The 25547-nt window shown below is 69.5% G+C and carries 24 protein-coding genes, 1 tRNA gene and 2 pseudogenes; 15 read left to right on the top strand and 12 right to left on the bottom strand.

Annotation, left to right across the window (positions count from 1 at the left end; all coding sequences use genetic code 11):
• The first annotated feature begins 837 nt into the window (after positions 1 to 837).
• From AB0H42_RS01410 to AB0H42_RS01390, 5 genes are all read left to right on the top strand, one after another.
• A complete protein-coding gene (locus AB0H42_RS01410; RefSeq protein WP_357048041.1) occupies positions 838 to 1659 on the top strand; it encodes an alpha/beta hydrolase in 822 nt (273 codons plus the stop codon).
• Positions 1659 to 2927, top strand: coding sequence for a SpoIIE family protein phosphatase (locus AB0H42_RS01405; protein ID WP_357048038.1), 1269 nt, complete (start codon positions 1659 to 1661; stop codon positions 2925 to 2927). Before AB0H42_RS01410 ends, AB0H42_RS01405 begins: the two co-directional genes overlap by 1 nt.
• A gap of 65 nt (positions 2928 to 2992) precedes the next feature.
• Positions 2993 to 4072 (top strand): saccharopine dehydrogenase NADP-binding domain-containing protein, encoded by a 1080-nt coding sequence (locus AB0H42_RS01400; RefSeq protein WP_357048035.1) that lies wholly within the window; start codon positions 2993 to 2995, stop codon positions 4070 to 4072.
• 324 nt (positions 4073 to 4396) lie between these two features.
• Entirely contained in the window at positions 4397 to 5203 is an 807-nt protein-coding gene (locus tag AB0H42_RS01395) for an SDR family NAD(P)-dependent oxidoreductase (RefSeq protein WP_357048032.1), read from the top strand.
• 70 nt (positions 5204 to 5273) lie between these two features.
• Positions 5274 to 6227 carry a YihY/virulence factor BrkB family protein gene (locus AB0H42_RS01390; protein ID WP_357048029.1) on the top strand — a complete coding sequence of 318 codons (954 nt, stop codon included), beginning with the start codon at positions 5274 to 5276 and terminating at the stop codon, positions 6225 to 6227.
• Positions 6228 to 6294: 67 nt separating this feature from the next.
• Here the strand turns inward: AB0H42_RS01390 and AB0H42_RS01385 are convergent, their stop codons facing one another.
• The gene (locus AB0H42_RS01385; RefSeq protein ID WP_357048026.1) at positions 6295 to 7107 is read right to left on the bottom strand and encodes an SAM-dependent methyltransferase; all 813 of its coding nucleotides are present in this window, start codon (positions 7105 to 7107) and stop codon (positions 6295 to 6297) included.
• 201 nt (positions 7108 to 7308) lie between these two features.
• Between AB0H42_RS01385 and AB0H42_RS01380 the strand changes: the two genes are divergently transcribed.
• From AB0H42_RS01380 to AB0H42_RS01365, 4 genes and pseudogenes are all read left to right on the top strand, one after another.
• Positions 7309 to 7992, top strand: coding sequence for a HEAT repeat domain-containing protein (locus AB0H42_RS01380; RefSeq protein WP_357048023.1), 684 nt, complete (start codon positions 7309 to 7311; stop codon positions 7990 to 7992).
• On the top strand, positions 7986 to 8999 hold the full coding sequence (locus AB0H42_RS01375; RefSeq protein ID WP_357048020.1) for a MerR family transcriptional regulator: 1014 nt from the start codon (positions 7986 to 7988) through the stop codon (positions 8997 to 8999). Before AB0H42_RS01380 ends, AB0H42_RS01375 begins: the two co-directional genes overlap by 7 nt.
• 137 nt (positions 9000 to 9136) lie before the next feature.
• Positions 9137 to 9331, top strand: a pseudogene (locus tag AB0H42_RS01370) (hypothetical protein); the annotation flags it as partial.
• Between the two features lie 70 nt (positions 9332 to 9401).
• Positions 9402 to 9704: a hypothetical protein gene (locus AB0H42_RS01365; RefSeq protein ID WP_357048017.1), complete on the top strand. Its 303-nt coding sequence runs from the start codon at positions 9402 to 9404 to the stop codon at positions 9702 to 9704.
• Positions 9705 to 9788: 84 nt separating this feature from the next.
• On the opposite strand, the gene AB0H42_RS01360 is transcribed toward AB0H42_RS01365, so the two are convergent.
• A complete protein-coding gene (locus AB0H42_RS01360; protein ID WP_357048014.1) occupies positions 9789 to 10478 on the bottom strand; it encodes a DUF3159 domain-containing protein in 690 nt (229 codons plus the stop codon).
• Positions 10479 to 10802: 324 nt separating this feature from the next.
• Here AB0H42_RS01360 and AB0H42_RS01355 point away from each other — a divergent pair, with 324 nt between their 5' ends.
• From AB0H42_RS01355 to AB0H42_RS01345, 3 genes are all read left to right on the top strand, one after another.
• Entirely contained in the window at positions 10803 to 11045 is a 243-nt protein-coding gene (locus AB0H42_RS01355) for a CsbD family protein (protein ID WP_063128413.1), read from the top strand.
• A gap of 214 nt (positions 11046 to 11259) precedes the next feature.
• Positions 11260 to 11952, top strand: coding sequence for a PhzF family phenazine biosynthesis protein (locus AB0H42_RS01350; protein WP_357048010.1), 693 nt, complete (start codon positions 11260 to 11262; stop codon positions 11950 to 11952).
• A gap of 59 nt (positions 11953 to 12011) precedes the next feature.
• Positions 12012 to 12512, top strand: a complete 501-nt coding sequence (locus tag AB0H42_RS01345; RefSeq protein ID WP_357048008.1) for a metallophosphoesterase — start codon at positions 12012 to 12014, stop codon at positions 12510 to 12512.
• A 215-nt stretch (positions 12513 to 12727) separates the two neighbouring features.
• Here AB0H42_RS01345 and AB0H42_RS01340 read toward each other — a convergent pair whose 3' ends face one another.
• From AB0H42_RS01340 to AB0H42_RS01295, 10 genes and pseudogenes are all read right to left on the bottom strand, one after another.
• Entirely contained in the window at positions 12728 to 13753 is a 1026-nt protein-coding gene (locus AB0H42_RS01340; RefSeq protein ID WP_357048005.1) for an alpha/beta hydrolase fold domain-containing protein, read from the bottom strand.
• A gap of 172 nt (positions 13754 to 13925) precedes the next feature.
• On the bottom strand, positions 13926 to 14771 hold the full coding sequence (locus AB0H42_RS01335; RefSeq protein ID WP_357048002.1) for a helix-turn-helix domain-containing protein: 846 nt from the start codon (positions 14769 to 14771) through the stop codon (positions 13926 to 13928).
• A 50-nt stretch (positions 14772 to 14821) separates the two neighbouring features.
• Positions 14822 to 16141, bottom strand: coding sequence for a cytochrome P450 (locus AB0H42_RS01330; protein WP_357047999.1), 1320 nt, complete (start codon positions 16139 to 16141; stop codon positions 14822 to 14824).
• A gap of 329 nt (positions 16142 to 16470) precedes the next feature.
• Positions 16471 to 18564 carry a xanthine dehydrogenase family protein molybdopterin-binding subunit gene (locus tag AB0H42_RS01325; RefSeq protein ID WP_357047996.1) on the bottom strand — a complete coding sequence of 698 codons (2094 nt, stop codon included), beginning with the start codon at positions 18562 to 18564 and terminating at the stop codon, positions 16471 to 16473.
• On the bottom strand, positions 18561 to 19559 hold the full coding sequence (locus AB0H42_RS01320; protein ID WP_357047993.1) for a xanthine dehydrogenase family protein subunit M: 999 nt from the start codon (positions 19557 to 19559) through the stop codon (positions 18561 to 18563). The genes AB0H42_RS01325 and AB0H42_RS01320 overlap by 4 nt, the downstream gene beginning before the upstream one ends.
• A complete protein-coding gene (locus AB0H42_RS01315; RefSeq protein WP_357047990.1) occupies positions 19556 to 20074 on the bottom strand; it encodes a 2Fe-2S iron-sulfur cluster-binding protein in 519 nt (172 codons plus the stop codon). The genes AB0H42_RS01320 and AB0H42_RS01315 overlap by 4 nt, the downstream gene beginning before the upstream one ends.
• Positions 20075 to 20102: 28 nt before the next feature.
• Positions 20103 to 20320 (bottom strand): annotated as a pseudogene (locus AB0H42_RS01310) (XdhC family protein); the annotation flags it as partial.
• 179 nt (positions 20321 to 20499) lie between these two features.
• Positions 20500 to 21129 carry a response regulator transcription factor gene (locus AB0H42_RS01305; RefSeq protein ID WP_357048631.1) on the bottom strand — a complete coding sequence of 210 codons (630 nt, stop codon included), beginning with the start codon at positions 21127 to 21129 and terminating at the stop codon, positions 20500 to 20502.
• On the bottom strand, positions 21123 to 22379 hold the full coding sequence (locus AB0H42_RS01300; RefSeq protein WP_357047987.1) for an ATP-binding protein: 1257 nt from the start codon (positions 22377 to 22379) through the stop codon (positions 21123 to 21125). Before AB0H42_RS01300 ends, AB0H42_RS01305 begins: the two co-directional genes overlap by 7 nt.
• Positions 22380 to 22613: 234 nt before the next feature.
• Positions 22614 to 23606 carry a hypothetical protein gene (locus AB0H42_RS01295; RefSeq protein ID WP_357047984.1) on the bottom strand — a complete coding sequence of 331 codons (993 nt, stop codon included), beginning with the start codon at positions 23604 to 23606 and terminating at the stop codon, positions 22614 to 22616.
• 358 nt (positions 23607 to 23964) lie between these two features.
• Between AB0H42_RS01295 and AB0H42_RS01290 the strand changes: the two genes are divergently transcribed.
• The 3 genes from AB0H42_RS01290 (at position 23965) to AB0H42_RS01280 (ending at position 25362) form a co-directional block, all read left to right on the top strand.
• Entirely contained in the window at positions 23965 to 24123 is a 159-nt protein-coding gene (locus AB0H42_RS01290; protein WP_357047981.1) for a hypothetical protein, read from the top strand.
• A gap of 152 nt (positions 24124 to 24275) precedes the next feature.
• Positions 24276 to 25010 carry a hypothetical protein gene (locus AB0H42_RS01285; RefSeq protein WP_357047978.1) on the top strand — a complete coding sequence of 245 codons (735 nt, stop codon included), beginning with the start codon at positions 24276 to 24278 and terminating at the stop codon, positions 25008 to 25010.
• Between the two features lie 279 nt (positions 25011 to 25289).
• A tRNA-Glu gene (locus AB0H42_RS01280) sits at positions 25290 to 25362 on the top strand.
• Positions 25363 to 25547 lie beyond the last annotated feature (185 nt).

Below are 25547 nucleotides of genomic sequence, written 5' to 3'. Positions count from 1 at the left end.
CTTGCCGTGGTCCCGGTTCGGCCACGACCGCGGACGACGGCGAAGCGGATCGCGCCGCCCCGGTCGCCGCCGCGGAGGATACGGCCGTCGAGGATGAGGCCGGTATCGGCTCGGCCACCGGCGCCGGCATTTCGGTACAGGTCGTTGGTTTCACGGGTGATACCGGCAGGCCCGTGGTGGCAACCGTGCCGGTAGGTGCAGGCCGAACCACCGCGGATGTGGCTGCCCGTTTACGAGCCCACGGGGTCGAAGCCGGTGCGCGGACGGCAGCCGAGGCACCGGCCTGTCCACCGGAGCCGAGCCGATTTCCTACCGGTACAGCGTGTTCGGGAGATACCGATACCGCCGAGGAGGCAACGACCGCCTGGCCCGGCGCCGAGATCGCCTCGGCGGAAGCTATGGCAGCCTTCAGTTCTCCGGTGACGCGGGAGGCCTCGGTGATCAGCTTCTCGAGCGTTGTCACCAAGGCCCGTAGCCCGTCCGTGTCCACCTTCGGAGTCTCGTTCAACGATGTCCCCGTTTGTCGTCAACGCAGCCGGGCCGGACTGTGGGTCAGTTCGGTCGGCATCCACGATATGACGCACACAGACATGGAACCAGTGTGAAACGTCGTGGTCCGCCATGCGATGACGACGACTCACCCGGAATGGGAAGAGTTCGGAGTTCAGGCCGGTCCCGAGGCCGGTGAGCAGCGGGAGCGGCGTCCGGCGGTGGGCTCACCGAGCCGATGACCGCGCGCACGGACGGTCGCCGGCGCGCAGCCGGCGGTACGCAAAGCGCAGTGCGCCGCGGCGACCGTCCGGGCGCGGTCGGTCCGGGACGAATACTTCTGCGAGGATGGGGTCCGTGGTCGATGTGCTGAACAGAAATCGTGTGGTCGTGATGGGTCGCACCGGAGCGCCGGTGCTCGTCCTCGCGCACGGCTTCGGGTGTGACCAGGGCTTGTGGCGGCTGGTGGCGCCCCTGTTGGCGCAGCAGTTCGGCGTCGTCCTGTTCGATCATGTGGGCTCGGGCCGGTCGGATCTGTCGGCCTGGGACCCACAGCGGTACTCGACCATGGCCGGATACGCCGAGGACATCCGGCAGGTGTGCCGGGCGATCGATCGGGGGCCGGTGGTGCTGGTCGGCCATTCGGTGGCGGCCATGATGGGTGTGCTGGCCGCCGCGGCGGAACCGCAGTTGTTCCAGGGCCTGGTACTGCTGGCGCCGAGTCCCTGCTTCATCGACGATCCGGCGAGCGGGTACCGGGGCGGCTTCAGCGCCGACGATATCGACGAGTTGCTCGAATCGCTGGATGCCAACTATCTGGGCTGGTCGGGGGCCATGGCGCCGGTGATCATGGGCAATCCGGAGCGGCCGGAGCTCGCGCAGGAACTGGAGACGTCGTTCTGCCGCACCGATCCGGAGATCGCCCGGGCCTTCGCGCGGGTGACATTCCTGTCCGACAACCGTGACGATCTCGCGGCCGTGCGGGTACCGACGCTGGTGGCGCAGTGCTCGAACGACGCGATCGCCCCGCCGGAGGTCGGCGAATTCGTCCATGCCCATATACCCGGCAGCCGGTTGATGACCCTCACCGCGACCGGCCACTGTCCACAACTGGCGGCTCCCGAGGAGACCGCCGCCGCGATCACCGGCTTCGTGCGCGACCTATCATGATGATGTGCCGCGCAGGCGGCTCAGGGCCGGAACGCGCCGGGTTCGAACCGGACGATCCGGACCAACGCGCGGAGTTCACCGCCCTGCTGGAGGACGACGTCGAAGACCTGTACGAGAACGCCCCCTGCGGCTATCTGTCCACCTTGCTCGACGGGCGGATCGCCAAGATCAACACGACGTTGCTGGACTGGCTCGGCTACCGGCGCGAAGACCTGGTGGGGCGACGTCACTTCAGTGATCTGCTCACCGTCGGGGGCCGTCTCTACCACGAAACCCATTTCGCGCCGCTGTTGCGGATGCAAGGCCATATCGACGGTATCGCCCTCGAACTCCGGACGGCCGACGGCTCGAGGCTGCCCGTCCTGGTGACCGCCACGGTGAAGGCCGGGGGGGACGGGCAGCCGCTGTTGATCAGGACCACTGTGTTCGATGCCCGCGAGCGCCGCGCCTACGAAACCGAACTGCTGCGGGCTCGCCGCGAGGTCGAACGCGACCGCGAACGCCTGCAACGGTTGAACGCGACCCTGCAGCGCACGCTGCTGCCCGCGGTGCTCGAGCCGGTTCCGGGAGCCGATGTCGCCGCGCACTACCATGCCGCCTCCTCCGACGAGGTCGGCGGCGACTTCTACGACCTGTTCCCCATATCCCCCGGAACCTGGGGATTCTTCCTCGGTGACGTCTGCGGCAAAGGCGCCGTCGCCGCCGGCATCACCTCGCTCGCCCGGTACACGTTGCGCGCCGCCGCGGTCTACGACTCGGATCCGACCGCGGTCCTGCAGCACCTGAACACCACCATGGTGCGCGACCACCGTCGCGGGCACCCCCGCTTCTGTACCGTGCTCTACGGTCGGCTCACTCTGGCCGACAGTTCCGTCGGCCCCCGCGCCACCGTCACGCTGGCCTCCGGCGGGCATCCCCCCGCCCTGCTGTTACGCACCGACGGTACGGCCGATTACCTGCACACTCCCGGGGGGCAACTGGTCGGGGTGTTCCCGGACGCGGCGGTCTCGACCGTGACCTTCACCCTGGATCCCGGCGCCACGCTGCTGCTCTACACCGACGGACTCACCGAGGCGCGCACCGCCGAGGGCTTCTACGGGGAGTCGGCATTGCTCGACTTCGCCCGCGATCTCGCTCCCGCGTCCGCCACCGGAACCGTCTCCGCGGTCACCGCGCTGCTCGATTCGCTCGGCACCGGTGTCACCGACGACACCGCGCTCCTGGCCCTGCACCTGCTGGGGCCGGAACACTTCCGCGACCGGCCGTAGTGAGCCCGCGGACGCCCCGCGACATCATGTCCTGCCCCACCGAGTACAGAAGGGAAGTACCAGTGATGCCGAAGATCGTTCTGTTCGGGGCCACCGGTTACACCGGTCGGCTGATCGCCGAAATCCTGGTCGGCCGGGGCGCCGCACCCGTGCTGGCCGCGCGCAATGCGACCGCCCTGGAGAAATTGGCCGCGGACGTCGGCGGCGCCGACACCGCGGTGGCCGATGTGACCGACCCGGATTCGGTCCGGGCCCTGCTGGGGCCCGGCGATGTGCTGATCAGCACCGTGGGGCCGTTCCTGCGCTACGGCGGCCCCGCGCTGGCCGCGGCCGTCGAGGCCGGGGCGCATTATTTCGACTCCACCGGTGAGGGCCCGTTCATCCGCACCGTCTTCGAGCACGACGACGCGGCCCGACGGGCGGGCGTCGGCCTGCTCACCGCGTTCGGGTACGACTACGTGCCCGGAAATCTGGCCGCCGGCCTCGCGCTGGCCGAAGCGCCGGAGGCGGTCCGCGCGAATATCGGCTACTTCATCACCGACCCCGGCACCAGTGGCGGTACGCGGGCGTCGATGGCGGGCATGCTCTTCGAAGAGGGTTTCGCCCTGCGCGGCGGCCGGGTCGTGCCCGAGCGTACGGCCGCGCGGGTCCGCAGTTTCGACGTCGCCGGCCGAGAGCTCACCGGAGCGTCGGTGCCCGGTTCGGAACATTTCGCGCTCGCCCGTTCCTATCCGCACCTGCGTGATGCCGACGTCTACCTCGGTATGCCCGGCGGGGCGGCGCACGGTCTACGGGTCGCCTCGCTGCTCACCGGCTCACTCGCCCGGGTCACCCCGGTGAAACGACTGGCCGAGAACGTCCTGTCCCGGATCGTCAAAGGTTCGACCGGTGGCCCGGCGGCCACCGCGCGGGCCCGGACCCGGACGTGGGCGGTGGCCGAGGTGACCGACGCATCCGGTACGGTCCTCGCCTCGGTGACCCTGGCCGGCGGTGACCCCTATGACTTCACCGCGGCGATCCTCGCCTGGGGTGCGCAGACCGCGCTCGACGGCGGTTTGCGTGGCGCCGGCGCGCTGGGCCCGGTCGAAGCATTCGGTCTCGAGCCGCTCACCGCGGGTGCGGCCGGCGCCGGACTGACCCGGTAGCCCACGGAGCCGCTCGGACGAGCGCGGCGGACCCCATCGGTGCCCCGTCTCGGGTTCTGCACGACATTCATATGGTCGCCGCCGTCCAGAGTCTCGGCGGTGACCGTGCCCGTCACTGTCCCGGGCAGCGCGGTCGGCTGATCCGGTGTGGGGAGTCCGTCGCTCATACGCGTGATTCTCGAGGGCGCCGGCCCGGTTCCAGAGCCGAGCGTCCACCCAGCGGAATCCCACGGCCCGCCGTCGGCCCGGGCCCGCATCCTCGGGAGTCGGGTGGCGCGCCGATCGCGCCGCCCGCCGAGCCATGACTTCCGACAGGAGCCTCCCATGACCGATCTCCAGCGATACAGCGGCCGCCGCGTCCTCGTCACCGGCGGCGGATCCGGTATCGGTCAGGCCACGACGCTGCGCATACTGCGGGAAGGCGGCCAGGTGGTCGCCGCGGACATCAGCGCGGCCGGGCTCGCGGACACGCTGGACAAGGCCGGCGCCGATCGGGCACGGCTGAACACGTCGATCATGGATATCGCGGACGAGGAGTCGGTCCGCGACGGGGTGGCCGAAGCCCTGCGATGGCTCGGCGGACTCGACACCCTGGTCAATGCCGCCGGTGTCCTACGGTCGGCGCATTTCGAACAGACCTCGGTCGCGGAGTTCGAGCAGGTGCTGCGGATCAATCTGGTCGGCACCTTCGTGGTCACCCGCGAGTCCCTGACCGCGCTGCGCGCCGGGAACGCCCCGGCGGTCGTGAATTTCAGCTCCACCTCCGCGGTATTCGCCCACCCCTATATGTCCGCCTACGCCGCATCCAAGGGCGGTATCCAGGCGATGACCCATGCGCTGGCAATGGAATTCGGCCGGCAGGGCATCCGGTTCAATGCCGTCCAGCCGGGCTCGATCTCGTCCGGGATGACCGACGGCAGTGGGGCGTCCGGCCAGAGCCTCGGTCCCGGCCTGCCCGCCGATGCCGATATCGCACTGTTCGCCAAGGCCGCGCCGGCATTGCCGCTGCCGGCGGGCGCGCCGTTCGCCGGACCCGACGCGGTGGCCGCGGTGGTGGCGATGCTCGGCTCCCCCGATGCCTATTTCGTCACCGGGACCGAGGTGCGCGTCGACGGAGGCTCGCATATGTGAGTCACCGAAACGGCCGCGTTTGCGCAGCGCACAGCGCGGGTAGCCGAGAGAACCGGAGGTGTTGCCGGGAATGGATCGGCGTTATCGCGGGGCGAGCGTTCGACTGCTGCGGCGCGGCGAGGTACGAATCCTGGTGCGCACACTGCGGGCGGCGTGGTCGGATGAGCTGTCCGACTGGGCAGCGGCCCTCACGTACTACAGCATGCTGTCGCTGTTTCCGGCCCTGCTGCTCACCGTCGCCGCGCTCGGCCTGGCCGGCCCCGAGCCGACCGGTGTGCTCGCGGGGGCGGCGACCCACGTCGGCCCGCAGGGCAGCCGGACCCTGCTCGCCGATTCGGTGCGCCACCTCGAACAGGTCCGGGCCTGGTCGGCGCCGATCGCGATCGTGGGACTGGTGTCGGGGCTGTGGACGGCGTCGAGCTATATCGGCGCGTTCATCCGGGCCGCCAACGCCCTGTACTCCGTGGCGGAGAGCAGGTCCCGGCCCAGGACGGTACTCCTGCAACTATCGCTCAGCGTGGTCCTGATCGCGATGATCGTGTTCACCGGCCTCGGTTTCGTGATCACCAACGGCGTGGCGGGGCGATTCGGCGGTGACCTCGCCGACCTGCCTTTTGTGCACGGGATCTGGGCGATCCTCCGGTGGATCGTGCTCGCCCTGGTGGTGAGTTTCGCGCTGTCACTGCTGTATTGGGTGGCGCCCAATGTGACCGGGCAACCGTTCCGCTGGCTCACCGCGGGGAGCGCCCTGGCGGTCGCGGTATGGCTGGCCGGGTCGGCCGGACTGTCGTTCTATGCCGCCCATTTCGACTCTTTCGACAAGGTCTACGGTTCGCTGGCGGCGGCGGTCGTCTTCCTCGTCTGGCTGTGGGTTACCAATTTCGCGGTACTGCTGGGCGCAGTGGTCGACGCCCAATGGGCCCGCCGTCCCACGCCGCCCGACGCGGAGCGCATCGGCGACGACCGGGGGCACCCGCCGATCCCGGCCGTCAGCGAATCGGATCACGGTGCGGTCGCCCGGTGAAGTCGCGCATCGTGGCCGGAACCGCTACCGGTGGCCGGCCACCCGCGCCGCCGGGCGACGATGCGTGTCAGACCTTCCGGCCCATGGCACCGTAGAGCGACACCTTCTTGTCATGGCTCTGCGGATGTTCGATACCCGAGTTGCGCCACCGATGGATCACCTCGACACCCGGATCCACGAGTTCCAGCTGATCGAAGAACCGGGCCACCTCCGCGCGGGTACGCGGCCGCACCGGAATCCCGCGATCCACATAGACCTGCAACAGCCGGGCCATGCCGTCGGGGTCGTCGGGGCCCTCATCGAACTCCGTCGTGACATGTGACATCGCCAGATACGAACCCGGCGCCAGCGGCGCCATGAGGGTGTTCACGATCTCGTAGACATCACCGGGCACGAAATGCAGCACGGCCATGAGCGAGACCGCCACCGGCTGCGACAGATCCAGCGTGGCGCGAAGTTCCGGCGCGGCGAGGATGGCCTCCGGATCCCCCGCGTCGGCCTGGATGTAGGCGGTGCGGCCCTTTTCGGAGCTCACCAGCAGCGCTCGCGCGTGCGCGAGGACGATCGGGTCGTTGTCGACGTAGACCACCCGCGAATCCGGCGCCAGGCCCTGGGCGACCTGGTGCAGATTGGGTTCGGTCGGGATACCGGTGCCGATATCGAGGAATTGGCGGATCCCCTGCTCGGTGAGATAGCGGGTGGCGTGGCGCATGAATTCGCGGTTGGTGCGCGCGGTCAGCCGGACCGCCGGAAAATTGCGCAGTGCCTGTTCGGCCGCGGCCCGGTCGGCGTCGTAGGAATCTTTGCCGCCCAGAAAGTAGTCGTACATGCGGGCGGGATGCGCGACATCGGTACGCAGGTCGATAGAGCCGTCGGACACGGCGGATGCTCCTTGCGACGTGGTGGGATCGGTACCCCCGCAGGTATACCCCATCCGGGCAAGTCGCCCAACACATTCCGGCATACCGATTCGGTGCCGCAACGGAGGCGGGACGGCGCCACCGACGGCTCCCGCGCGAGGCGACCGGACCTGCCGTATTTGACCCTGACACTGTGACAAGGTTTTGACTGAGCGTAGGAGGTGGTCCCCATCGACCCGATATTCGATTCACCCGATACGCGCCTGCTCGAGGCGTTGCGCGCGCCGAACTCCTCGACCCGGCTCCAGGCGGCGCTGGCCGCCGGCACAAACCCCGGCCCCGGCCTGGTCGGCGCGCTCGTTGCGCGGTGCGCTGTCGAACCCGACTTCTACGTCCGTGACATGCTCACCTGGGCATTGACCCGCCATCCGGCCGAGCTCACCGTACCGGTGCTGCGCGCGGAGCTGCGTTCCGCGGACGCGCAGGCCCGCAGTCAGGCGCTGCACACCCTGTCCAAGATCGGTGACGGATCCGTCTGGCCGGCGATCACCCGATCGCTGCTGCACGACGCCGACGACGAGGTCGCCCGGAGCGCCTGGCGCGCGGCCGTGATCCTCGTGCCGGCCGATGGGCAGGTGGCGCTGGCCGCGGAACTGGCGACGCAACTCGGACGCGGCGACCGGACGGTCCAGCTGAGTCTCAGCCGAGCGCTGGTGGCCCTCGGCGACCATGCCGAGCCGGCCGTGCAGGCGAGGCTGACCAGCCCGGATCCGGTGGTGCGCGCGCATGCCCGCGCCACCGAACGGCTACTGCGCGACCCGGACGCCGGTTTCGATCCGGATGTCGCCGAGGCCAAACGGATCGTCGCGCTCGGTCCGGAACGCGCCGGGCCGGCCGCGTGCTGATCGGTGAAGTGGCGCGCCGTTCGGGGGTCAGCACCCGGATGCTGCGGCACTACGACTCCCTCGGACTGGTGCGGCCGACCGGCCGCACCGTCGGCGGCTACCGCGAGTACGCCCCCGCGGACATCCGGCGGATCTTCCACGTGGAAAGCCTGCGCTCGCTGGGGCTCTCGTTGCGGGAGGTCGGGCGGGCCCTGCAGGATCCCGCCTTCACCCCGGCGGAGCTGGTCGGCGCGCTCATCCGGCGGACCGAGGCGCGGGTGCGGCGGGAGCAGGAGCTCCTCGACCGGCTCCGGACCGTCGATGCCTCGACGCCGGCGGGCTGGCCGGATGTCCTGCGCATCGTCGAACTTCTGCACGGGCTCGAGTCGCCGAGTGCCGCACGCCGGCAGCAAACCGTCCTGGCGTCGGCCGAGGAGGTGCCGGTATCCACCGAACTGCTGGCCGGGGCGGTCCTCACCGAATCCGATCCGAATGTGGCCGGTGCCCTGCGCTGGGCGCTCGCCCGAGCGGGCGGGGACAGCCTGGCCGGCGTCGTGGCCGGCCTGCGCGCCGCGGATCCCGCCATCCGGCGGCGCGCGGTACTCGCGATCGCCGAGATACCCGGCGACGACGCGAGCGCGGCGCTCACCAGCGCACTCACCGATCCGGACGCGGCGGTGCACCGGCCCGCCGCCCTGGCCGCCGGGGCGCGTGGCGAGCCGGCGACCGTCCCGGTACTCGTCCAAATGGTGGTCGAGGGCATCAATGATGTGGACGCCGCCGAGGTGCTGGGATCACTGGCGCTGGACGCCGCACTCGCCGACCGGATCATGGACGCCCTGGCCGGGGAACTCGCCGCGCACGCCACCGAGCCGGCGGTGCGAATACGCCTCACCCAGGCCCTCGCCGAGATGCCGGCGCACCTGGCGCTGGGCGTTCTGCGGGAGCTGGGCGGCGATCCCGATCATGCCGTGGCACTCGTCGCGTCGGCGCTCGCCGGCGTGCTCGAAGAGCGTCCTACCGACTGACTTCCGTTCGGCGCGCGGTGTCCCGGCCGCATCCGTTCAGGCTGCGCAGCCGGCCGTCACCTCGATGCTCATTCCGGCCGCACGCAGCCACTCGGTGAGGGCATCCCCCATCGCCGTGGGTATCCGCTCACGAACAGTTCGCGACGAACACCCGCGAGGAATGGCTGGGCGCACGTGACGCGCAGATCCGGCAGGCGCTGGCCGCGGGCACCTTGCCGATGATCGCCCGCTTCGGCGTGGACGCCCCGGAAGCGTCACAATTGGAGAGCATTTTCGAATTCGGACTGCGGTGCCTGCTCGACGGTGTCGACAAATTGGGCACCGGTCGATGAGGGTCCGGGCTCGAAAACGGGCGCCGACCTGCGCAGGTTTCCCACCGGCCCGGCCGGGCAACCGAAGGCCATGACTACCGAGAGCCGCACACCGGACGATCCGTCGGCCGCCGGTAGCGCGTCGCGGCAACCACACACCCAGGTCACGCCCGACGACCTGCGCCGATTACTCGACACGGAGAACGCGCAGGCCACGCTGGCACTGGCCGGTGGCACAGTCCGGGTCGAGACCGATCCCGACGTCGCCGCCCAGTGGCTTCCCGTCATCACCCGGGCCGCACTCGTCGACCGCATCGGCGCGGACCCCGACAACAGCGCCCTGACCGTGCAGGCCGCCGAACTCGAGACCGAAATCCGGCTGCTCGGCGCCTGACCACCGCCGCGCGGCCCGCCGGCGTGCGCCGACGGGCCGTCTCTTTCCGCTACCAGAGGCGGCCGTGCGCCGCGGCACCCGCCCCTACTTCCCGAGGCGCTTGGTGGTGCGCCGGAACGCCCAGAGCACAACCAGCGCGGCCAGCACCGTGAGCGGCGTTCCCATCGCGATCTTGGCGACGGCCAGCCAGGTCGTCGAGTCGGCGAGGTACAACCATTCCTTGACGACGAACCGGGTGCCGAACACCGCCGCGGCGGCCAGGGTGGCGATATCGTGCGCGCGCAGCACGGCCCGATCCGCACGCCACGCGTGCCGGCCGCCGTGCAGCAGGTTCCAGATCACGCCGGTCAGCGGCCGCCGGGCCAGCACCGACCCGAATGTGACGACGAAACCCGCCAGCGCCACCCAGATGCCGAGGACGAAGAAATCCTTCGCCGACCCGGTCCACGCGACGATCCCCACGGCGACCGCCAGCCCCAGCAGACCACCGACCGCCGAGGAGAACCGCTCACCGCGCAACAGCCGGAACACGGTGAGCGCCACGCCGACCGCGATGGAGACCCCGATCGTCGCCGCCGGCGGGAGCACCGCGTCGGCCGCCACGAACACCACGACCGGAACGGTCGAGTACACGAACCCCATCGGCCCGCCCATCTGGTCGAGCAGTGTGGACCGCGGCTCGACGGCATCGGTCTCGGGGACCGGGCCGCCGGCCGGCAGGGCTGCCGGCAGCGCAGGGGCGCCACTAGTCCGGTCGCAATGCTGTTCGGTCATGGTCATTCCGTCCTCCCGTATGGGTTTTCGCGTTCGGAACAAGGAAAAACCATGCCGCAACGGCACACTCAACCCCTGCGCCGGAATCATCTACCGGGTGCGGCTCCGCGGCACGGACCACGCGCCACCCGGTTCGCGGGTCCGAGGCGGGCTCCGCTTCGGGATCCGGGATCATTGTTCGCGCAGCCGCGTCGGCGCGGGTATGCCCCCGCGTCCCCTACGGCATTCCACGCACGAAAACTCCTCGACGATCCGGATTGAACCCGCGGATGCGGGGTACGCGCTGCTTGTCCACCCGAACAATCGACATCGGAGGTAGATATCGTGGCCGAGAATCGAACTGGCCCCCGGGAAGGACTGGAAGGCGCCGTCGAGGGCGTCAAGGGCAAGGCCAAGGAGGTCGCGGGCACCGTGACCGGGCACAACGACCTGCGGGACGAAGGCATCGCCCAGCAGGACAAGGCCGAATCGCAACGCGAGGTCGCGCAGAAGGAAGCGGAGGCCGAGAAGGCCCGATCCGAGGCCGACCTGGAGGAAACCCGCCAGCGTTCGCATCAGGGCCGGTAACGACCCGTACAACGCCGATATCCGCTCCACATCTCCACGCGGAGTGCGAGCGGGGATACCGGCGACGGCGGCCGCCCCGGTGACATACCGGGGCGGCCGCCGTCGTCGTCCGGAGCGGTGGGACCGCTTCGCCGCCGCATACGGCCGCCGCAGGGTACGTGCCCCGGCTCCGGAGCTCCGCGGTTCGGTGGTCGCGTTCGACTAGTCTGATTCCGTGCGCACGCCAGAGCAAGACAGTACGCAGATCGAGGTCGTCCGGGTCTTCACCGACACCGCGGGCCGGTGGGGCAATCCTCTCGGTATCGCTCGGGCCGGCGATGTGGAAGGTGCCGACCACCAGGCGCTGGCCGCCCGGCTCGGTTACAGCGAGACGGTCGTGGTCGAGGCGCCGGCCGACGAGATCGCGCGATTGCGCATCTACACCCCTGCCGTCGAACTCCCCTTCGCCGGCCACCCCACGGTCGGGACGGCCTGGTGGCTGGCCGACCAGGGCACGCCGGTCGAAACGCTCGAGGTGCCCGCGGGCCCGGTGGCCGTCACCTCGGATGCCGGTCTCACCTGGGTACGGGCCCGGCCGGGATGGGCGCCCGAATTCAGCTTCCACGAATTCGACGACACCGAACTCCTCGGCACCGTGACGCCCGGCGATTTCGACAGCGGCCATCACTACGTCTGGGCTTGGAGCGACCGGGCTCGCGGCGCGGTGCGTTCGCGTATGTTCGCACCTGCCATGGGCATTGCCGAGGACGAGGCCACCGGCGCCGCCGCCATCGCCCTGACCGCCCGGCTGGGTCGCGGCCTGACCATCACCCAGGGGCGGGGTTCACACCTGTTCACCAGGCACGATCCGGACGGCTGGGTTCATCTGGGCGGTCGTGTGGTCTCCGATCACCCGGTCGTGCTCTGAGCCACGCTCGTACCCCGGGCGGATGCGGTGCGGAAGTGTCCGGGTGCTACACCGGAACCATGCGGTTGCTCATCACGTCCGATACGCATGTACCGAAGCGGGCACGGGACCTGCCCGCGGTTCTCTGGGACGAGGTGCACGCGGCCGATATCGTCGTGCACGCGGGTGACTGGGTCGAACTCGCGCTGCTGGACCGGCTGGAAACACGCAGCAGCCGACTCATCGGCGTGTACGGCAACAATGACGGACCGGAGTTGCGCGCCCGGCTGCCCGAGATCGCCCGGGTGGACCTCGCCGGTCTCCGGCTGGCCGTGGTGCACGAGACCGGGCCCGCGAAAGGCCGGGAACGCCGCTGCGCGGCGGCCTTCCCGGAAACCGATGTGCTGGTCTTCGGCCACAGCCACATTCCCTGGGACAGCGTCACCGAAACCGGTCTGCGCCTGCTCAACCCCGGTTCGCCGACCGATCGCCGCCGGCAACCCGAACACACCTACCTGACCGCGCAAATCCGGTCCGGGGAATTGCGCGAGGTGACGCTGCACTCTCTGCCGCACCGCTGAACCCCGGCCCCCCCCCGACCGCGAGACGGTAGGTCCGCACGACCGCTTTCACCGGGTACACCGCGCTCGCCGGCGACCCGGTCTACGGGCGCCGCATGCGCGAACACCACGCCTCCGGTTCGCCGGCCGACTCTATACGGAATTCCCCTTCGCCCACTCCTGAGCGGCGTCCGTCCCGGTCGCCGAGCACCCGCGGACGCCCGGACACGTGGTGGTCACCGGACGCGGGCCGCTGCCGGCCCCGCCGGGGACGCCGGTGACCCGGCCAGGCGCGCGCGGAGGAAGTCGGTGATCTGCCGCCGCGCGGCCGCGGCCTGTGGTGCCACACCCGGCAGCGTCACGAACGCGTGCGGCGCCCCGGGATGCTCGGCGACATCGGCGGGCGTCCCGGACTCGCGCAGCCGCTGCGCGTACCGGCGTCCGTGGTCGGCCAGCGAGTCCAGGGTGGGCACGATCACGAGCGCCGGGGCCAGACCGCCGAGGCCGGCGGCGTATATCGGCGATACCGCAGCGGGGTCGGTTCCGGGCGGCACGGCCAGCTCACGGACGAGGCGGAGTTTCGCTTCACTCGGTCCAGGACCGTCGCCGTGCCGGGATATCGAGGGATAGTCGAGCATTGTCTCGGTCAGATCGCAGACGGGATTGGTCAATACCTGCGCACGCAGGGGCAGGCCCCGGGATCCGGCCCGGATCGCGGCCAGCGCCGCGATCAGCGCGCCGCCGCTCTCACCGGCGACGGCGACCCGCGCGGGGTCGATACCCCATCGGTCCGCGTGCTCGAGGACGTGGCACAGTACGTCCCAGCCGTCGTCCACCGCGGCGAGCATCGGAGATCCCCAGGCGAGCAGCCGATGCTCGACCGATACGACCACCGCGGGTAGCCGGACGGCGAGATGACTGTTCATCCAGTCGCATTGCGCGGCCGTGCCCACGAATCCACCACCGTGCACCTGCAGTACGAGCGGCAGCGCCGCCTCGGCGGCTCCGGCCGGCGACGGCCGGTAGACCCGGACCAGGACCCCGCGATCGGCCACGGTCACCTTCTCCCAGCCGATCTCGGCACCGCGATCCGGACGTCCGGTGATCACCCGTACCAGGCGCGAGGAAGCCAAGCGGTTCGCCTTCTGCCGGTAGGAGGCCAGCTCCGTCGCCGTCATGGCCGGCCAGTCCGGCTCCTTCTGCAGTGCGTGCAGCAGCCGGACACCGCGTGGCAGCCGGTCGATACCGGTCGTGTGCTTCATTCCGTTCCTCCTCGACAGCACCGCCCGCGCCGGCACCACTGTCGTGTGCCGGCCGGGCGTGTTCGGACCTCGCTGTCAGCATCGCCGGTGCACCGGGGCGTGTCTTGAAGGAATGTTCCCGCGCCGTCTGCCGAGGACGAGAATCGGCGGCGGACAATTCGTCCGGAAGTTTTCAGTGCCTGGATACGTACGCCGGCGCCACCCATGCCACGGGATCGACCGTGAGCCACGGCGCGGCCGCGAGAGCCGTGGGTGTCAGCCCGGCGAAGGCGGCGGCCTCCCGATACAGGTGAGATTGGTCGGCGTACCCGCCGTCCGCGGATACCATAGCGGCGCTGTGTCCCCGGGAGAGGCGATGTGCCGCCCGGTCGAACCGAACCAGCTGCGCGGCACGTTTCGGAGTCGTCCCGAGTTGGGACCGGAACCGCGACCACAACCGCTTACGACTCCACCCCACCTCGGCCGCCAGCCGTTCGACCCGTATCCGTCCGCCGCCGGCCACGATTCGCCACCAGGCGTACCCGATTTCCGGGTCGACCGCTCGCCCCGCCTCCTGCCGGCTACCGACCGCAGTCTCCACGAGCGCGAATCTCTCGTCCCAGGAGCGGGCGGCGCGCAGTTGCTCTCGAATTCGCTCCACGTCCCGACCCCAGAACTCCTCGAGCGTGAGCACGCGCGCGTCCACCCCCGGCGAGGCTCCCAGGACGGCGTAGCCGGCAACCGGCGACAACCGCACCTGGAGAAGATCGACCTCACGCCCGGCGCCGCGAACACCGACGGGGCCGAGCCCGAGCACCCAGCTGCCGTCGACCCGCGCACCGCGGGCCTCGTCGACGAATACGACATCACCGAAGTCGAGGAAAACGGTCGCCGCCGGATAGGGAACGACCGGCAGATCCGCCGGATTCGAGACGCGGCCACGAAAACCCGCCATCGCGACCCCCGCCACCCGCAGCGGCCTGGACGGCACCGCGATATCCATGGCCTCCCCGGCGAAGTGAACCGACTCTACGGGCATACCTCATGGTACGGCCGTCCGGAAAGCGAAACGGGCGCAGCGCGCTACGGCTACGCCACGGAGACAGGCCCGCCGGAGTGCCGGCTGCGGACGCGCGGACCGGTATGCGCGGGAAGATGTTCGTAACCGTGCAGGGTGAACAGGGGCCGCCGGGTGGGAGGATCGGTCAGGCGCAGATCGGGAAACGTTTCGAACAGGGCGCGCAATGCGTGCGCCGCTTCCGTCCGGGCCAGGCCGGCCCCCAGGCACACGTGGATACCGCTGCTGAAGGACAGGTGATTCTTCGCGTTGTCCCGGGTGATATCGAAGCGGGCCGGATCGGCGAACACCGCGGGGTCGCGGTTCGCGCCCGCCAGCGACAGCACCACCGTCGATCCGCTGCGCAACCGGGTACCGCCGATCTCCAGTTCGGTGCGGGTGGTGCGCGCAGTGCTCTGCACCGGTGGATCGATCCGCAGGATCTCCTCCACCGCGTTGGGCCAGAGTTCCGGCTCGGCCCGCAGCCGGCCCAGCTGGTCGGGATGACCCAGCAGCCAGACGATGCCCTTCCCGATCAGGTTGACCGTGGTCTCGAAGCCCGCGGCCATCAGCAGGGTCGCCGAGGCGCACAGTTCACCGGTGGAGAGATCACCCGCGGTCACCAGGCTGCTGAGGATATCGTCGCCGGGTTCGGCACGTTGCCTTTCGATGTGGTCCAGCAGATATCGGTGCACCCGCTCCGAGGATTCCATTGCGCGCTGATGTGTCCGCCAGGAGATACCGAGATCCAGCAAAGGGCTGATGTCGTCGCCCCAACGCAGGAACATCTCGCGATCGGTGTCCGGGAAGCCGAGCATCTCGGAGATGATGGCGATCGGCACCTGGGCGGCGTACCGCGCCACCAGATCGGTGGGCCCGTCGTCGGGCAGTGTCGCGAGCAGTTCCTCGGTGACCGTCTCGATCCGGTCGCGCAACCGGGCGACCGCGCGCGGGGTGAACGCGGCGGCCACGGGCTTGCGCATCCGGGTGTGCTCGGGCTGGTCCAGCACCAGCATCGAGGGCCGGTCCACCGGATTCGGCGGCAGCGGCCGGCGCGCCAGTGCGCGCCGCACCGGCCGCGGTGTGCCGAAGACCGTCGGGATGCCGGCACCGAAACGATTGTCGCGCAGAATGTTCCGGACCATCTCGTGATCGAAGGTCGTCCACACCGGAAGCGTCCGGCGCAATCCGCCCGGTCCACGCAACTCCTCGATCAGTGCGTACGGGTCCTCGATACCTTCCGCACTGCAGTTCAACCGCGCGAACAGATCACCCTGGCGCAGCCGGATCTTCTTGAACAGGACGATCAATCCGTGATTGTTGACCCAGCGATACACGTACTGCGGTTTCATCGAGCCCCTCCATCGTCGAACCGTCACGTCCTTATGGACGTAACGGATATCACAGGGCGCGCCGTGCCCGTCGGGCGGTGTCTCCTGACCTGCCGAAATGAAAGCCGCACGGCTACCGGGCGCGCCCGCCGCCCGAGTGGTCCGAACCCACCGGTACCGCAGCGCCGGAACGGATTCGGCTGCCCGCACGCCGGCTGCCCCGGCGACAGCACTCGGCTGCTACCGGCCGGTCCGACGAATTCGCTGTCGCGAAGACGATTGCGCGCGGATCCCGAACGAACTGCGCGACGGTCCTGGCGGACCATCGTCGCCCGGGTACCAGTGACGGCTCAGGTCAGCACGGCGTCGACGGTGATGGGAAGGGTGCGTACGCGCACCCCCGTCGCGTGATAGATCGCATTGGCCACCGCGGCGGCGGCCCCGACGATACCGATCTCCCCCGCGCCCCGGGCCCCCATGGGGTTGGCGTGCTCGTCCACCTCGTCCAGCCAGATCGCGTCGATATCCTGGATATCCGCGTGGGCGCTGATGTGGTAGGACGCTAGATCCTGAGTGACGACATGGCCGAACCGGTGGTCGCGCACGCTCTCCTCGTGCAGCGCGCCCGAAATACCCATCGTCATACCGCCGATCAGCTGCGAACGCAGGGTTCGCGGATTGACGGCCCGGCCGACCGAGAACACCCCCAGCATCCGCGGGATCCGGATCTCGCCGGTGAAGCGATGTACTCGTGCCTCGACGAATTGCGCGCCGAAAGAGTGCAGCGCGAATTTCTCCGCATCGGGATTCTCCGGCGCCTGCGTGGTGGTGTGGGCCCCCGCGGCCGGATCCCGGCCGTGGTCGTGCCGGAACTCTCGGGCGGCGGCGACTATGGCCGAACCCCACGAGGAGATCCCGGTGGAGCCGCCCGCCACACTGGCCTCCGGCAGATCGGTATCGCCGATCCGCAGGCGGACCCGCTCGGCGTCGATATCGAGGGCGTCGGCCGCGATCTGGGTCAGCGCCGTCCAGGTGCCGGTACCGATATCGGCCGCGCCGACGTCGACGGTGTAGCGGCCGTCGGCGCCGAATTCGATCCGCGCGCTGTTGCCCGGCATCGCACCCGCCGGATAGGTCGCGGCAGCGACACCGGTACCGACCAGCCAGTCACCGTCGCGGCGGGCACGCGGAGCCGGATCGCGCCCGGCCCACCCGAAACGGTCGGCACCGGTGCGCAGGCACTCGGTGAGACGCCGGCCGGACCACGGTTTCCCGGTCTCGGGGTCGGTGGCGGGTTCGTTCCGGATCCGCAGCTCGATCGGATCGATCCCGCAGGCGATGGCGAGTTCGTCCATCGCGGATTCCGCGGCGTACATACCGGGGCATTCACCGGGTGCGCGCATCCAGAAGGGTACCGGCACATCCAGCGCCGCCAGCCGATGGGAGGTCCGGCGGTTGGGGACGGCGTACATCATCCGGGAGGCGACCGCCGTCTGCTCGGCGAATTCCTTGACCCGCGCGGTGGTCTCGACCACGTCATGGGCGAGTGCGGTCAGTGTGCCGTCCGCCGCCGCGCCCAGTTCGATCCGCTGGACGGTCGGGGTCCGGTAGCCGACGAGGGAGAACATCTGCTGCCGGGTGAGTGCGAGTTTCACCGGCCGCCCGGGAATGCGCCGGGCGGCCAGCAACGCGAGCACATTGTGGGCGTGTGGTGCGCCCTTCGATCCGAACCCACCGCCCACATGGGGCGATATGATGCGGAGTTGCCCGGGGTCGAGCCCGAACAGCGGCGCGAGGGCCTTGCGGACGGCGTGCACACCCTGGGTCGAATCGTAGAGCGTCACCTGCGCCCGGTCGCCGGATTCGTCCCACATCGCGATGCAGGCGTGCGGTTCCATCGGATTGTTGTGTTCGGTGGGCGTGCGGTAGGTCCGTTCGATGCGGACCGCCGCGCCGGCGAGCGCCCTGTCGACGTCCCCCGCATCGGTATCGGTCGGAAAGGACGGGTTGACCTGCTCGGGCGCGTACAGGCCGGGATCGTCGGGGTGCAGCTCGGTGTGGTGGGGCTCGGTGCGGTAGTCGACCGACACCAGATCCGCTGCCTCCCGGGCGATTTCGGCACTCTCGGCAACCACCGCGCCGATCGGCTGACCGCGGAAATGCACCCGGTCGTCCTGCAGGATGGTCAGCTCGCCGTCGGAGGTGTCCGCGAGCGCCGGGGCGTCGAACACGGTCAGCACCGCGATCACACCGGATAGCCGCGCGGCGCGGTCGGCGTCCATGGCGCGGATCGTCCCGCGCGCGACGGTGGCCTGAACCGGATGCAGGTACAGGGGATCGTCCACGGCATGCTCGAAGGCGTACGGGGCCGTTCCGGTGACTTTCGCGTACCCGTCCAGCCGGGCGAGCGGCGCGCCCATCGACGCAGCCGGAATCGACGTCATCGCTGTGCCTTTCCGGTGAGGTCCCGCAGGGTCGAGACGAGCGTGCGGCGGGCCAGTTCGACCTTGAACTCGTTGCCCTCCAGTGGGCGGGCCTCGGCGAGTTCGGCCCGGGCCGCCCGCTCGAAGGTCTCCGTGGTGGCCGGGGCGCCGGTCAGTTCGGCTTCGGCCCGGCGGGCGCGCCAGGGACGATGCGCGACACCGCCGAGCGCCACCCGCGCCGAACCGACTGTGGCGCCATCGGATTCGAAGGCCAGTGCGGCAGCCACGGAAACGAGCGCGAAGGCATAGGATGCGCGATCGCGCACCTTGCGATAATCGGCGAACACCGGGCCGGGCGGCGGGGGCAGTTCTATCCCGGTGATGAGCTGGCCGTGGCGCAGCACGGTATCGCGCTCGGGACTGTCACCGGGCAGGCGATAGAAGTCGGTGACCGCGATACGCTGCACACCCTCGATGTCCTCGACCACCACCCGGGCGTCCAGCGCCGCCAGGGCCACCGCCATATCCGAGGGATGGACCGCCACGCACTGATCGGACGCACCCAGCACGGCGTGATAGCGGACGTAGCCACCCAGCGCCGAGCAGCCGCTGCCGGGCTCCCGTTTGTTACAGGGCGTCGTGACATCCTGGAAGTACACGCACCGGGTGCGCTGCAGCAGATTCCCGCCGGTGGTGGCCAGATTACGCAATTGTCCGGAGGCGCCGGACAGCAGCGCCCGCGACAGTGCCGGATAGCGCAGCCGGACCAGTGGATGCGCCGCCAGATCGCTGTTGTGCACGGCGGCGCCCACCCGGAGCCCGCCGTCCGCGGTCTCCTCGATCTCGCCCAGCGGCAGTCTGCTGACATCGACGAGCAGCTCGGGAGCGGCAATACCCAGTTTCATATGATCGACCAGGTTCGTTCCGCCGGCGAGGAAAACCGCTCCGGGGCGCTCGGCCACCGCGGTCACCGCGTCCCGGGTGCTGTCCGCACGACGGTACTCGAACGGGATCATCGCGCCGCCTGCCGGATCGCGGCGACAATATTCGGATACGCCGCGCAGCGGCACAGGTTGCCGCTCATCCGCTCCCGTATCTCCGCGTCGGACAGTTCGGCTTCCCCACCGAGATCCTCGGTGACGAAGCTCGGGTTGCCGGCCTCCACCTCCTCGAGCATCCCTACCGCGGAGCAGATCTGACCCGGCGTGCAATAGCCGCACTGGAATCCGTCCTGGTCGAGAAATGCCTGCTGGACGCCGTGCAGACGGTCGCCGTCGGCCAGTCCGGCGGCGGTGACGATCCGCGTGCCGTCGTGGGCGGCGGCGAAGGTGAGACAGGTGGTGGCGCGGCGGCCGTCGAGCAGCACCGTGCAGGATCCGCACTGGCCGTGGTCGCACCCTTTCTTCGGTGCGGTGACGCCGAGCCGCTCGCGTAGCGCATCGAGCAGCGTCATGCGGTTGTCCACGCGCAGCGTCCGCTGCCGTCCGTCCACCTCGAGGGCTATTTCGCTGTGCTTGGCGGCAGCGTCCATGCGCGGCGGTTAACCACCGCGTCGCGGCTCAAACCCTGGCCCGCGGGACCGGATTGCCGAAGCCACCGCGGTGGATGGGCGAATCGACAGCGCGCAGCCGCGCACCGGTGCCACCGCAGCGCCGGACGACCATCTCGGCGGCAATGGACACCGCCGTCTCCTCCGGAGTTTCCGCCCCGGGTCCAGGCCGATCGGTGCGGCCGACCGGGCCGGTTCGGTATCGGTGACCCCGGCGGCGCGCAGCCGGCGCGAGCATCGCACAACTGTTCGATGCGGCGAATTCGCCTCGTCTGTCACGCACGCCGCGTGCCCCGCGGACCCGGCACCATTCGTCATCGGGCGGCGTACCGCTCTCCTCGCCGTTCAGGGCCGGTGGTCTCGGCACATTTCGAGTTGGTATTGCGGAAGATTGTCGGAACGCTCGGCTACAGCCGAATGATCCTCCGGGCCAGCGCTGTGGTCACCGCCGCGGTGCGGTCGGAGACATCGAGTTTCTTGAAGATGCGCAGCAGATGGGTCTTCACGGTGGCCTCGGCGATGTAGAGCCGGGCGGCGATCTGGGGGTTGCTGTGTCCACGGGCGACCAGTTCCAGCACATCGCGTTCCCGGGTGGACAGCTGTGGTTCGCCGGCCGCCGAGCGCGCCTCGAACAGTTTGGGCGCCAGGGAAGGCGTCAGTACGGTCTCACCGCGAACAGCGGCGTGCACGGCCGCGATGAGTTCGGTGCGGGAGCTGCCCTTGAGCAGGTAGCCGACGGCGCCTGCCTCGATGCAGCGGAGGATGTCGGCGGCATCGTCATAGGTGGTGAGGATGACGATTCGCGGCGGGTCGTCCTGCTGCCGGATTCGCCGGGTGGTCTCGGCGCCGTCGATACCACCCATCCGCAGATCCAGCAGCACCAGATCGGGCCGCAGCGTCGCGGTGCGGACGAGCGTTTCCTCACCGGAGCCGGCTTCACCGACCACCTCGATACCCTGGCCGGTACCCAGCACGGCGGCCATACCGGCTCGGACGACGGGGTGATCGTCGGCGATCAACACGCGAACGGTCAACAGATCTCCTCGGCTGTCATCGGTGTGAGCGGGACGGTGACCCGCACGGCGGTTCCCGCTCCGGGCTCGCTGTGGACCTCGAAATGCCCGCCGATCGCGGCGGCCCGGGTCCGGGCGCCGGCCAGGCCGTGGCCGGTACCCGGGTCGCCGTGGTCGGTGCGGCCGCCGCGGGTGACGTCGAACCCGGGGCCGTCGTCGATGATCTCGGCGGTCAAATGGTCGTCGCCGTAGTCCAGGCCGACGGTGACGGTGCGGGCTGTCGGCGCGTGCTTGGCGATATTGGTCAGCGATTCCTGGACGGCACGCAGCACGACGACCGCGGCCTGGGTGGCCACGGCCGCTTCCGTACCCCGCACCGAGCAGCCGACTTCGCACTGATATCGGTCGGCGTGGGTTTCGGCCTCACGGGTCACCGCGGCCACGAGTGAATAGCGCGCCAGTACCGGCGGAGTGCGGTCGGCGACGAAGGCCCGCGCCTCGGCCAGGCTTTCACTCGCGGCGCGGCGCGCGAGATCGAGGTGGCGCCGGGCCCGTTCGGGGGCGTGCCCGAGATCGGCGTCGGCGGCCTGCACCAGAGCGGAAATACTGGTGAGACTCTGGGCAAGGGTGTCGTGGATCTCGCGAGCGAGTCGATCGCGTTCGGCCGCGACTCCGGCTTCGTGGGAAAGACGTGCCAGTTCGCCGCGACTTCGCCGGAGTTCGTCGATCATCGCGGCCCGTTGGCGTGACTGTTCGATGACGCGGGAGACGAACAAGCCGAAAACAGTGGCGAACACGGCGCCGAGCACCAGGTAGGGCAGCCACCCCAGCGCCTGCCGGTCGATACTGCGGGCGCGCAGCATCACACAGACGAGGGGCCACAGGTGAGCCAGCAGTACCGCCGCGAACCCGGCAGGCAGCGGAAGCGACATGATCAACAGCGGGGCGACCGCGAACAGCGCGAATGTCGCCGCTTGGTCGGCCAGGACGGCGCCCGCAAAGCCCACGAGCAGCGCTGCGGCGAATCCGGCCCCGCGGCCCCGGTCCTCCGCGAGAATGGCGGGTCTGCCCTGCGCGGCGTACCAGGGCACGAGGGCGGTGAGCAGCACGATGGCGATCGTGCGCCCACCGGCGGGGCTGCCCGTTCCGGTGATCAGGAAGAGCAGCGCGACAGCGAAGGCCACGGCGAGATAACCGTCCCACAGGCCGAACCATCGGGTACGGACCTCGCCGCCCTGGTGCCGCGGCTCAGCGGATCGCCGCGCGGTGTTCACCCGTTCAGTCCTATCAGACGTCCCAGGAGGTGCGTTCTTCGTGTTCATGGCCCTCACCGAGTACTGACACGGTCGAGCTGTCCTGCTGGCGTGCCGGCATCCGGGCAGTCTCGGCGCTGTCGTAGTCGCGGGAACAGCCGTGGTGCGGGGTCACCGCGGAGTGTGAGCCGACCGCGGGCGGAACCGGAGGCCCGTGCACCGACCCTGCGGTGTGTGATTCGGACAGCGATCGAATCATCCGTGAGCGATATAGGGCGGAACTCTCCGCAAGGCACGCAGGTGTTCGAGTCGGTGCAGGGCGCCCGTGGTCGCGTTCTCGCTCAACCCCGCATCCAGCAGAGCCACGCGTAGCCTGTCCGCGTCGACGCGGTCCACGGCTGCCAGGACATCCGGATCCAAATCCGTACCCTCTCTCGCCGACTCCGCAAGAAAATCCGATTTCATCGGCACGGCCAGCGAATCGAACGACTCGGGAAAAGCCCGACCGTGGTCGATGGCGAGCAGGTCGACTGTGCCGTCCCCGCGGTCCACGGTGCGGAAATTCGCAGGGCGCCGGTCCAGGTTGCCCATGATGTAGTCGAGCACCGCGACTTGCTGCCGCTGGCGTCTCCGGTAGCGCGTAATCTCTTCCGCAGGCCTCGATTCGACGAACTGCTGGATCATGCCGGGTCCGGTGTAGTCCGGGTCGGGTCCGCCGACTCCGTTCGTCCGGGCAGTGGGCGGAATCCGGCCGAAGCCGAGCGCCTCGTCCAGACGATATGCCGCGACTTCCCGGTCGGTCTGCGCGCCACGATACGGCCGGAAATGGAACAATCCGTCGTAGTTCTCGCCCGCTTCGGATTTGTAGATGTTCGTTCCGCCGTCGGTCGAACGCATTTTCCGGATCGAGGCGCTCGCGGCTTCGCGGACGTGTTCGAGCATCTCGGGGTCGAACGCCTCATCCCTGTCCCATCGGCGCCCGGACATGGTCGCCTCGGCCGCGCTGGGCCGATAACGCGAGGTGACCGGCTTGCCCGGCCGGGTCCCGAGCCCGTCCGGGGCGATCTCCCACAGGACATGTATGCCATCGCGATGTTCGATCATATGGGCGCCGTCGCGCATCAGATCGCTGGTGGTTCGATAGAACTGCCCGAACGACTGCACCAACCGGCCTGTGGTTTCGTTCAACCCCATGGCCAGGCGCCGGGTGACCGAGGCGAGCAGAGTGCTCCCGGCGTTACCGCTCATTTCGTTTCCCCAGGGCCGCAGAAGATGGGGCAGGGGCATCGGAGAAGGCCTGCCCACCGACCCGGCCGAGACGACCATCGGACGCCTCGGCTTTCGACTGTTGTCCGAGCCGGATTCGGCGGCGTCCCCTTTCGGGGGGATATCGCTCCACTGTTCGGGTCCCGGCGCTCAGGGAGTGCCCGTCCACGACGGTCTGCCCTGCCACGCCGCGCGGTTCCGAGGGCGCCGGTGGCGACCATCACTCCCGTCTCCGCCCCGTGCACGTTTCACTGTCCGGACGTGGGTATGTCCCGGCAGGACGGTGACGCAATGCGGCGCACCGGTTCGGCAGTTCCCGTCGTGTGCTCCAGGAGGGCCCGTGTCTTCGTTCCTCTCGTTCCTTTCGCTGATGCTCGTCCTGCCGGGACTGGCGGCCGCCGCCGCGTACGTGGCAGTGGCGGTGAGTCTGTGGCTCGAAAAACGTCACGCCTCCGGTGATCCCGGGCCCACGTCCCACCGTGCCCCCGGCCGAGTCTGACGGGACGCCACTCGGCAGGGCGGCGGATCCGCAGCCGTGACCGCCGTGCGGCCCGGAGGGTGTCGCGCGCTGGATATTCGGTGGCATGCTCCGGCCTCGCTCGGTTACGGTTCTTCCCGGTCGCGACGAGGTGACCGGAGGAGGGAAAAGCATTGTCCACCAAGCTGAATCAGCTCATCGCCATCGAGAAGGGCGCGAAGTCACAGGCGAACGCTGATGTGACCGCCGCCTATCAGCGCGTGGGCAAGGCCGATCTGCTGTCCGGTATTTCGCGCACCTACCGTCCGCTCGACGATATGGGTGAGGAGCTGCCGTCGGAGTCCAAGCGGGTCCAGGTGCGCACACGCGAAGTGATCGCCGATATGAAGAGCACCCTGACACGGTTGTTCGATGTGACCGCGACAAAGGACACGGCCAACTGCTCGGCGAAGGCCGACGTGACCGTCGACGGCATCACCGTCGCCCGGGAACTGCCGGTCACCTACCTGCTGTTCCTGGAGAAGCAGCTCAGCGAACTGAAGAAGTTCGTCGCCAAGCTGCCCACCCTGGATCCGGCGGAGTCGTGGGCGTTCGACGAGGTCAGCGATTGCTACGCCACCCAGCCGTCGCAGACGGTGCGGACCAAGAAGGTGCCGCGCAACCACGTGCTGGCACCGGCCACCGACAAGCACCCGGCGCAGGTGGAGGTGTATCACGAGGACGTCGTGGTCGGCCGCTGGACTACCACGAAGTTCTCCGGCGCGCTGCCGGCGAAGGAGGTCGGTGATATCGACGACCGGCTCGGCAAGCTGCTCGACGCGGTGCGCGTCGCCCGGGAGACGGCGAACGCGACACCCGTGACGGATATAGAGCCCGGCCGGGCCATTCTCGACTACCTGTTCGGGTAGCCGAGACCACAGACTCCCCCTGCGGGGGGATGGAGCACAATCTGAGACTCAAATTCATACTCACACAGCGCAGGCGCTGCCAGGTCCTGCCGAAAACTCAGCTTCTTGCTCCAAGCTCAACAATTTCATCGATCGCTCGACGGGCGGATGTGCGCGATGCACCCCCGAGATCCGGGTTCGATTCCCGGCGGCGGCTCTCCCTGCCGCTGTGGCGTAAAGGAAACGCGCGGGGTTACTCACTATGACTCACACCCGCATACTCGGCGATCACAGGTGGAACGAACGATAGCTCATCCGGTAGAGCATCGGACTCTCATTCCGACGGTAGTGGGTTCGAATCCCACTCGTTTATCAGGAGGGGCCGGGAAGGGTATTCCCGGCCTCTCCGCCTGTCTCTACCGGCACCCGCTTCTCAGGCACCCGGCCGAGCTGCCCGCCGCCGCGGCCGCTACGCGGCCGCCGTCTCGACCGAGTCCTGGTGCGCCGGTGTAGTCGGCGCCGACAATTTCGCGCAGCTGGTACCGATGTGCCCCGCCC

Origin of the sequence: Nocardia sp. NPDC050799 (assembly GCF_040654015.1) — a bacterium.
Lineage (GTDB): Bacteria > Actinomycetota > Actinomycetes > Mycobacteriales > Mycobacteriaceae > Nocardia.
Note: the sequence above shows the minus strand (reverse complement) of the source record. Positions and strands in the feature narration are given on the sequence as shown.

Excerpts from the sequence above, each read along its gene's own strand:
- AB0H42_RS01320 (WP_357047993.1), bottom strand. The coding sequence starts at position 19,559 with ATGATCCCGTTCGAGTACCGTCGTGCGGACAGCACCCGGGACGCGGTG.
- AB0H42_RS01395 (WP_357048032.1), top strand. The coding sequence starts at position 4,397 with ATGACCGATCTCCAGCGATACAGCGGCCGCCGCGTCCTCGTCACCGGC.
- AB0H42_RS01340 (WP_357048005.1), bottom strand. The coding sequence starts at position 13,753 with ATGAAGCACACGACCGGTATCGACCGGCTGCCACGCGGTGTCCGGCTG.
- AB0H42_RS01315 (WP_357047990.1), bottom strand. The coding sequence starts at position 20,074 with ATGGACGCTGCCGCCAAGCACAGCGAAATAGCCCTCGAGGTGGACGGA.
- AB0H42_RS01405 (WP_357048038.1), top strand. The coding sequence starts at position 1,659 with ATGATGTGCCGCGCAGGCGGCTCAGGGCCGGAACGCGCCGGGTTCGAA.
- AB0H42_RS01295 (WP_357047984.1), bottom strand. The coding sequence starts at position 23,606 with ATGAGCGGTAACGCCGGGAGCACTCTGCTCGCCTCGGTCACCCGGCGC.
- AB0H42_RS01360 (WP_357048014.1), bottom strand. The coding sequence starts at position 10,478 with ATGACCGAACAGCATTGCGACCGGACTAGTGGCGCCCCTGCGCTGCCG.
- AB0H42_RS01400 (WP_357048035.1), top strand. The coding sequence starts at position 2,993 with ATGCCGAAGATCGTTCTGTTCGGGGCCACCGGTTACACCGGTCGGCTG.
- AB0H42_RS01410 (WP_357048041.1), top strand. The coding sequence starts at position 838 with ATGGGGTCCGTGGTCGATGTGCTGAACAGAAATCGTGTGGTCGTGATG.
- AB0H42_RS01365 (WP_357048017.1), top strand. The coding sequence starts at position 9,402 with ATGACTACCGAGAGCCGCACACCGGACGATCCGTCGGCCGCCGGTAGC.
- AB0H42_RS01345 (WP_357048008.1), top strand. The coding sequence starts at position 12,012 with ATGCGGTTGCTCATCACGTCCGATACGCATGTACCGAAGCGGGCACGG.
- AB0H42_RS01330 (WP_357047999.1), bottom strand. The coding sequence starts at position 16,141 with ATGAAACCGCAGTACGTGTATCGCTGGGTCAACAATCACGGATTGATC.
- AB0H42_RS01335 (WP_357048002.1), bottom strand. The coding sequence starts at position 14,771 with ATGCCCGTAGAGTCGGTTCACTTCGCCGGGGAGGCCATGGATATCGCG.
- AB0H42_RS01325 (WP_357047996.1), bottom strand. The coding sequence starts at position 18,564 with ATGACGTCGATTCCGGCTGCGTCGATGGGCGCGCCGCTCGCCCGGCTG.
- AB0H42_RS01390 (WP_357048029.1), top strand. The coding sequence starts at position 5,274 with ATGGATCGGCGTTATCGCGGGGCGAGCGTTCGACTGCTGCGGCGCGGC.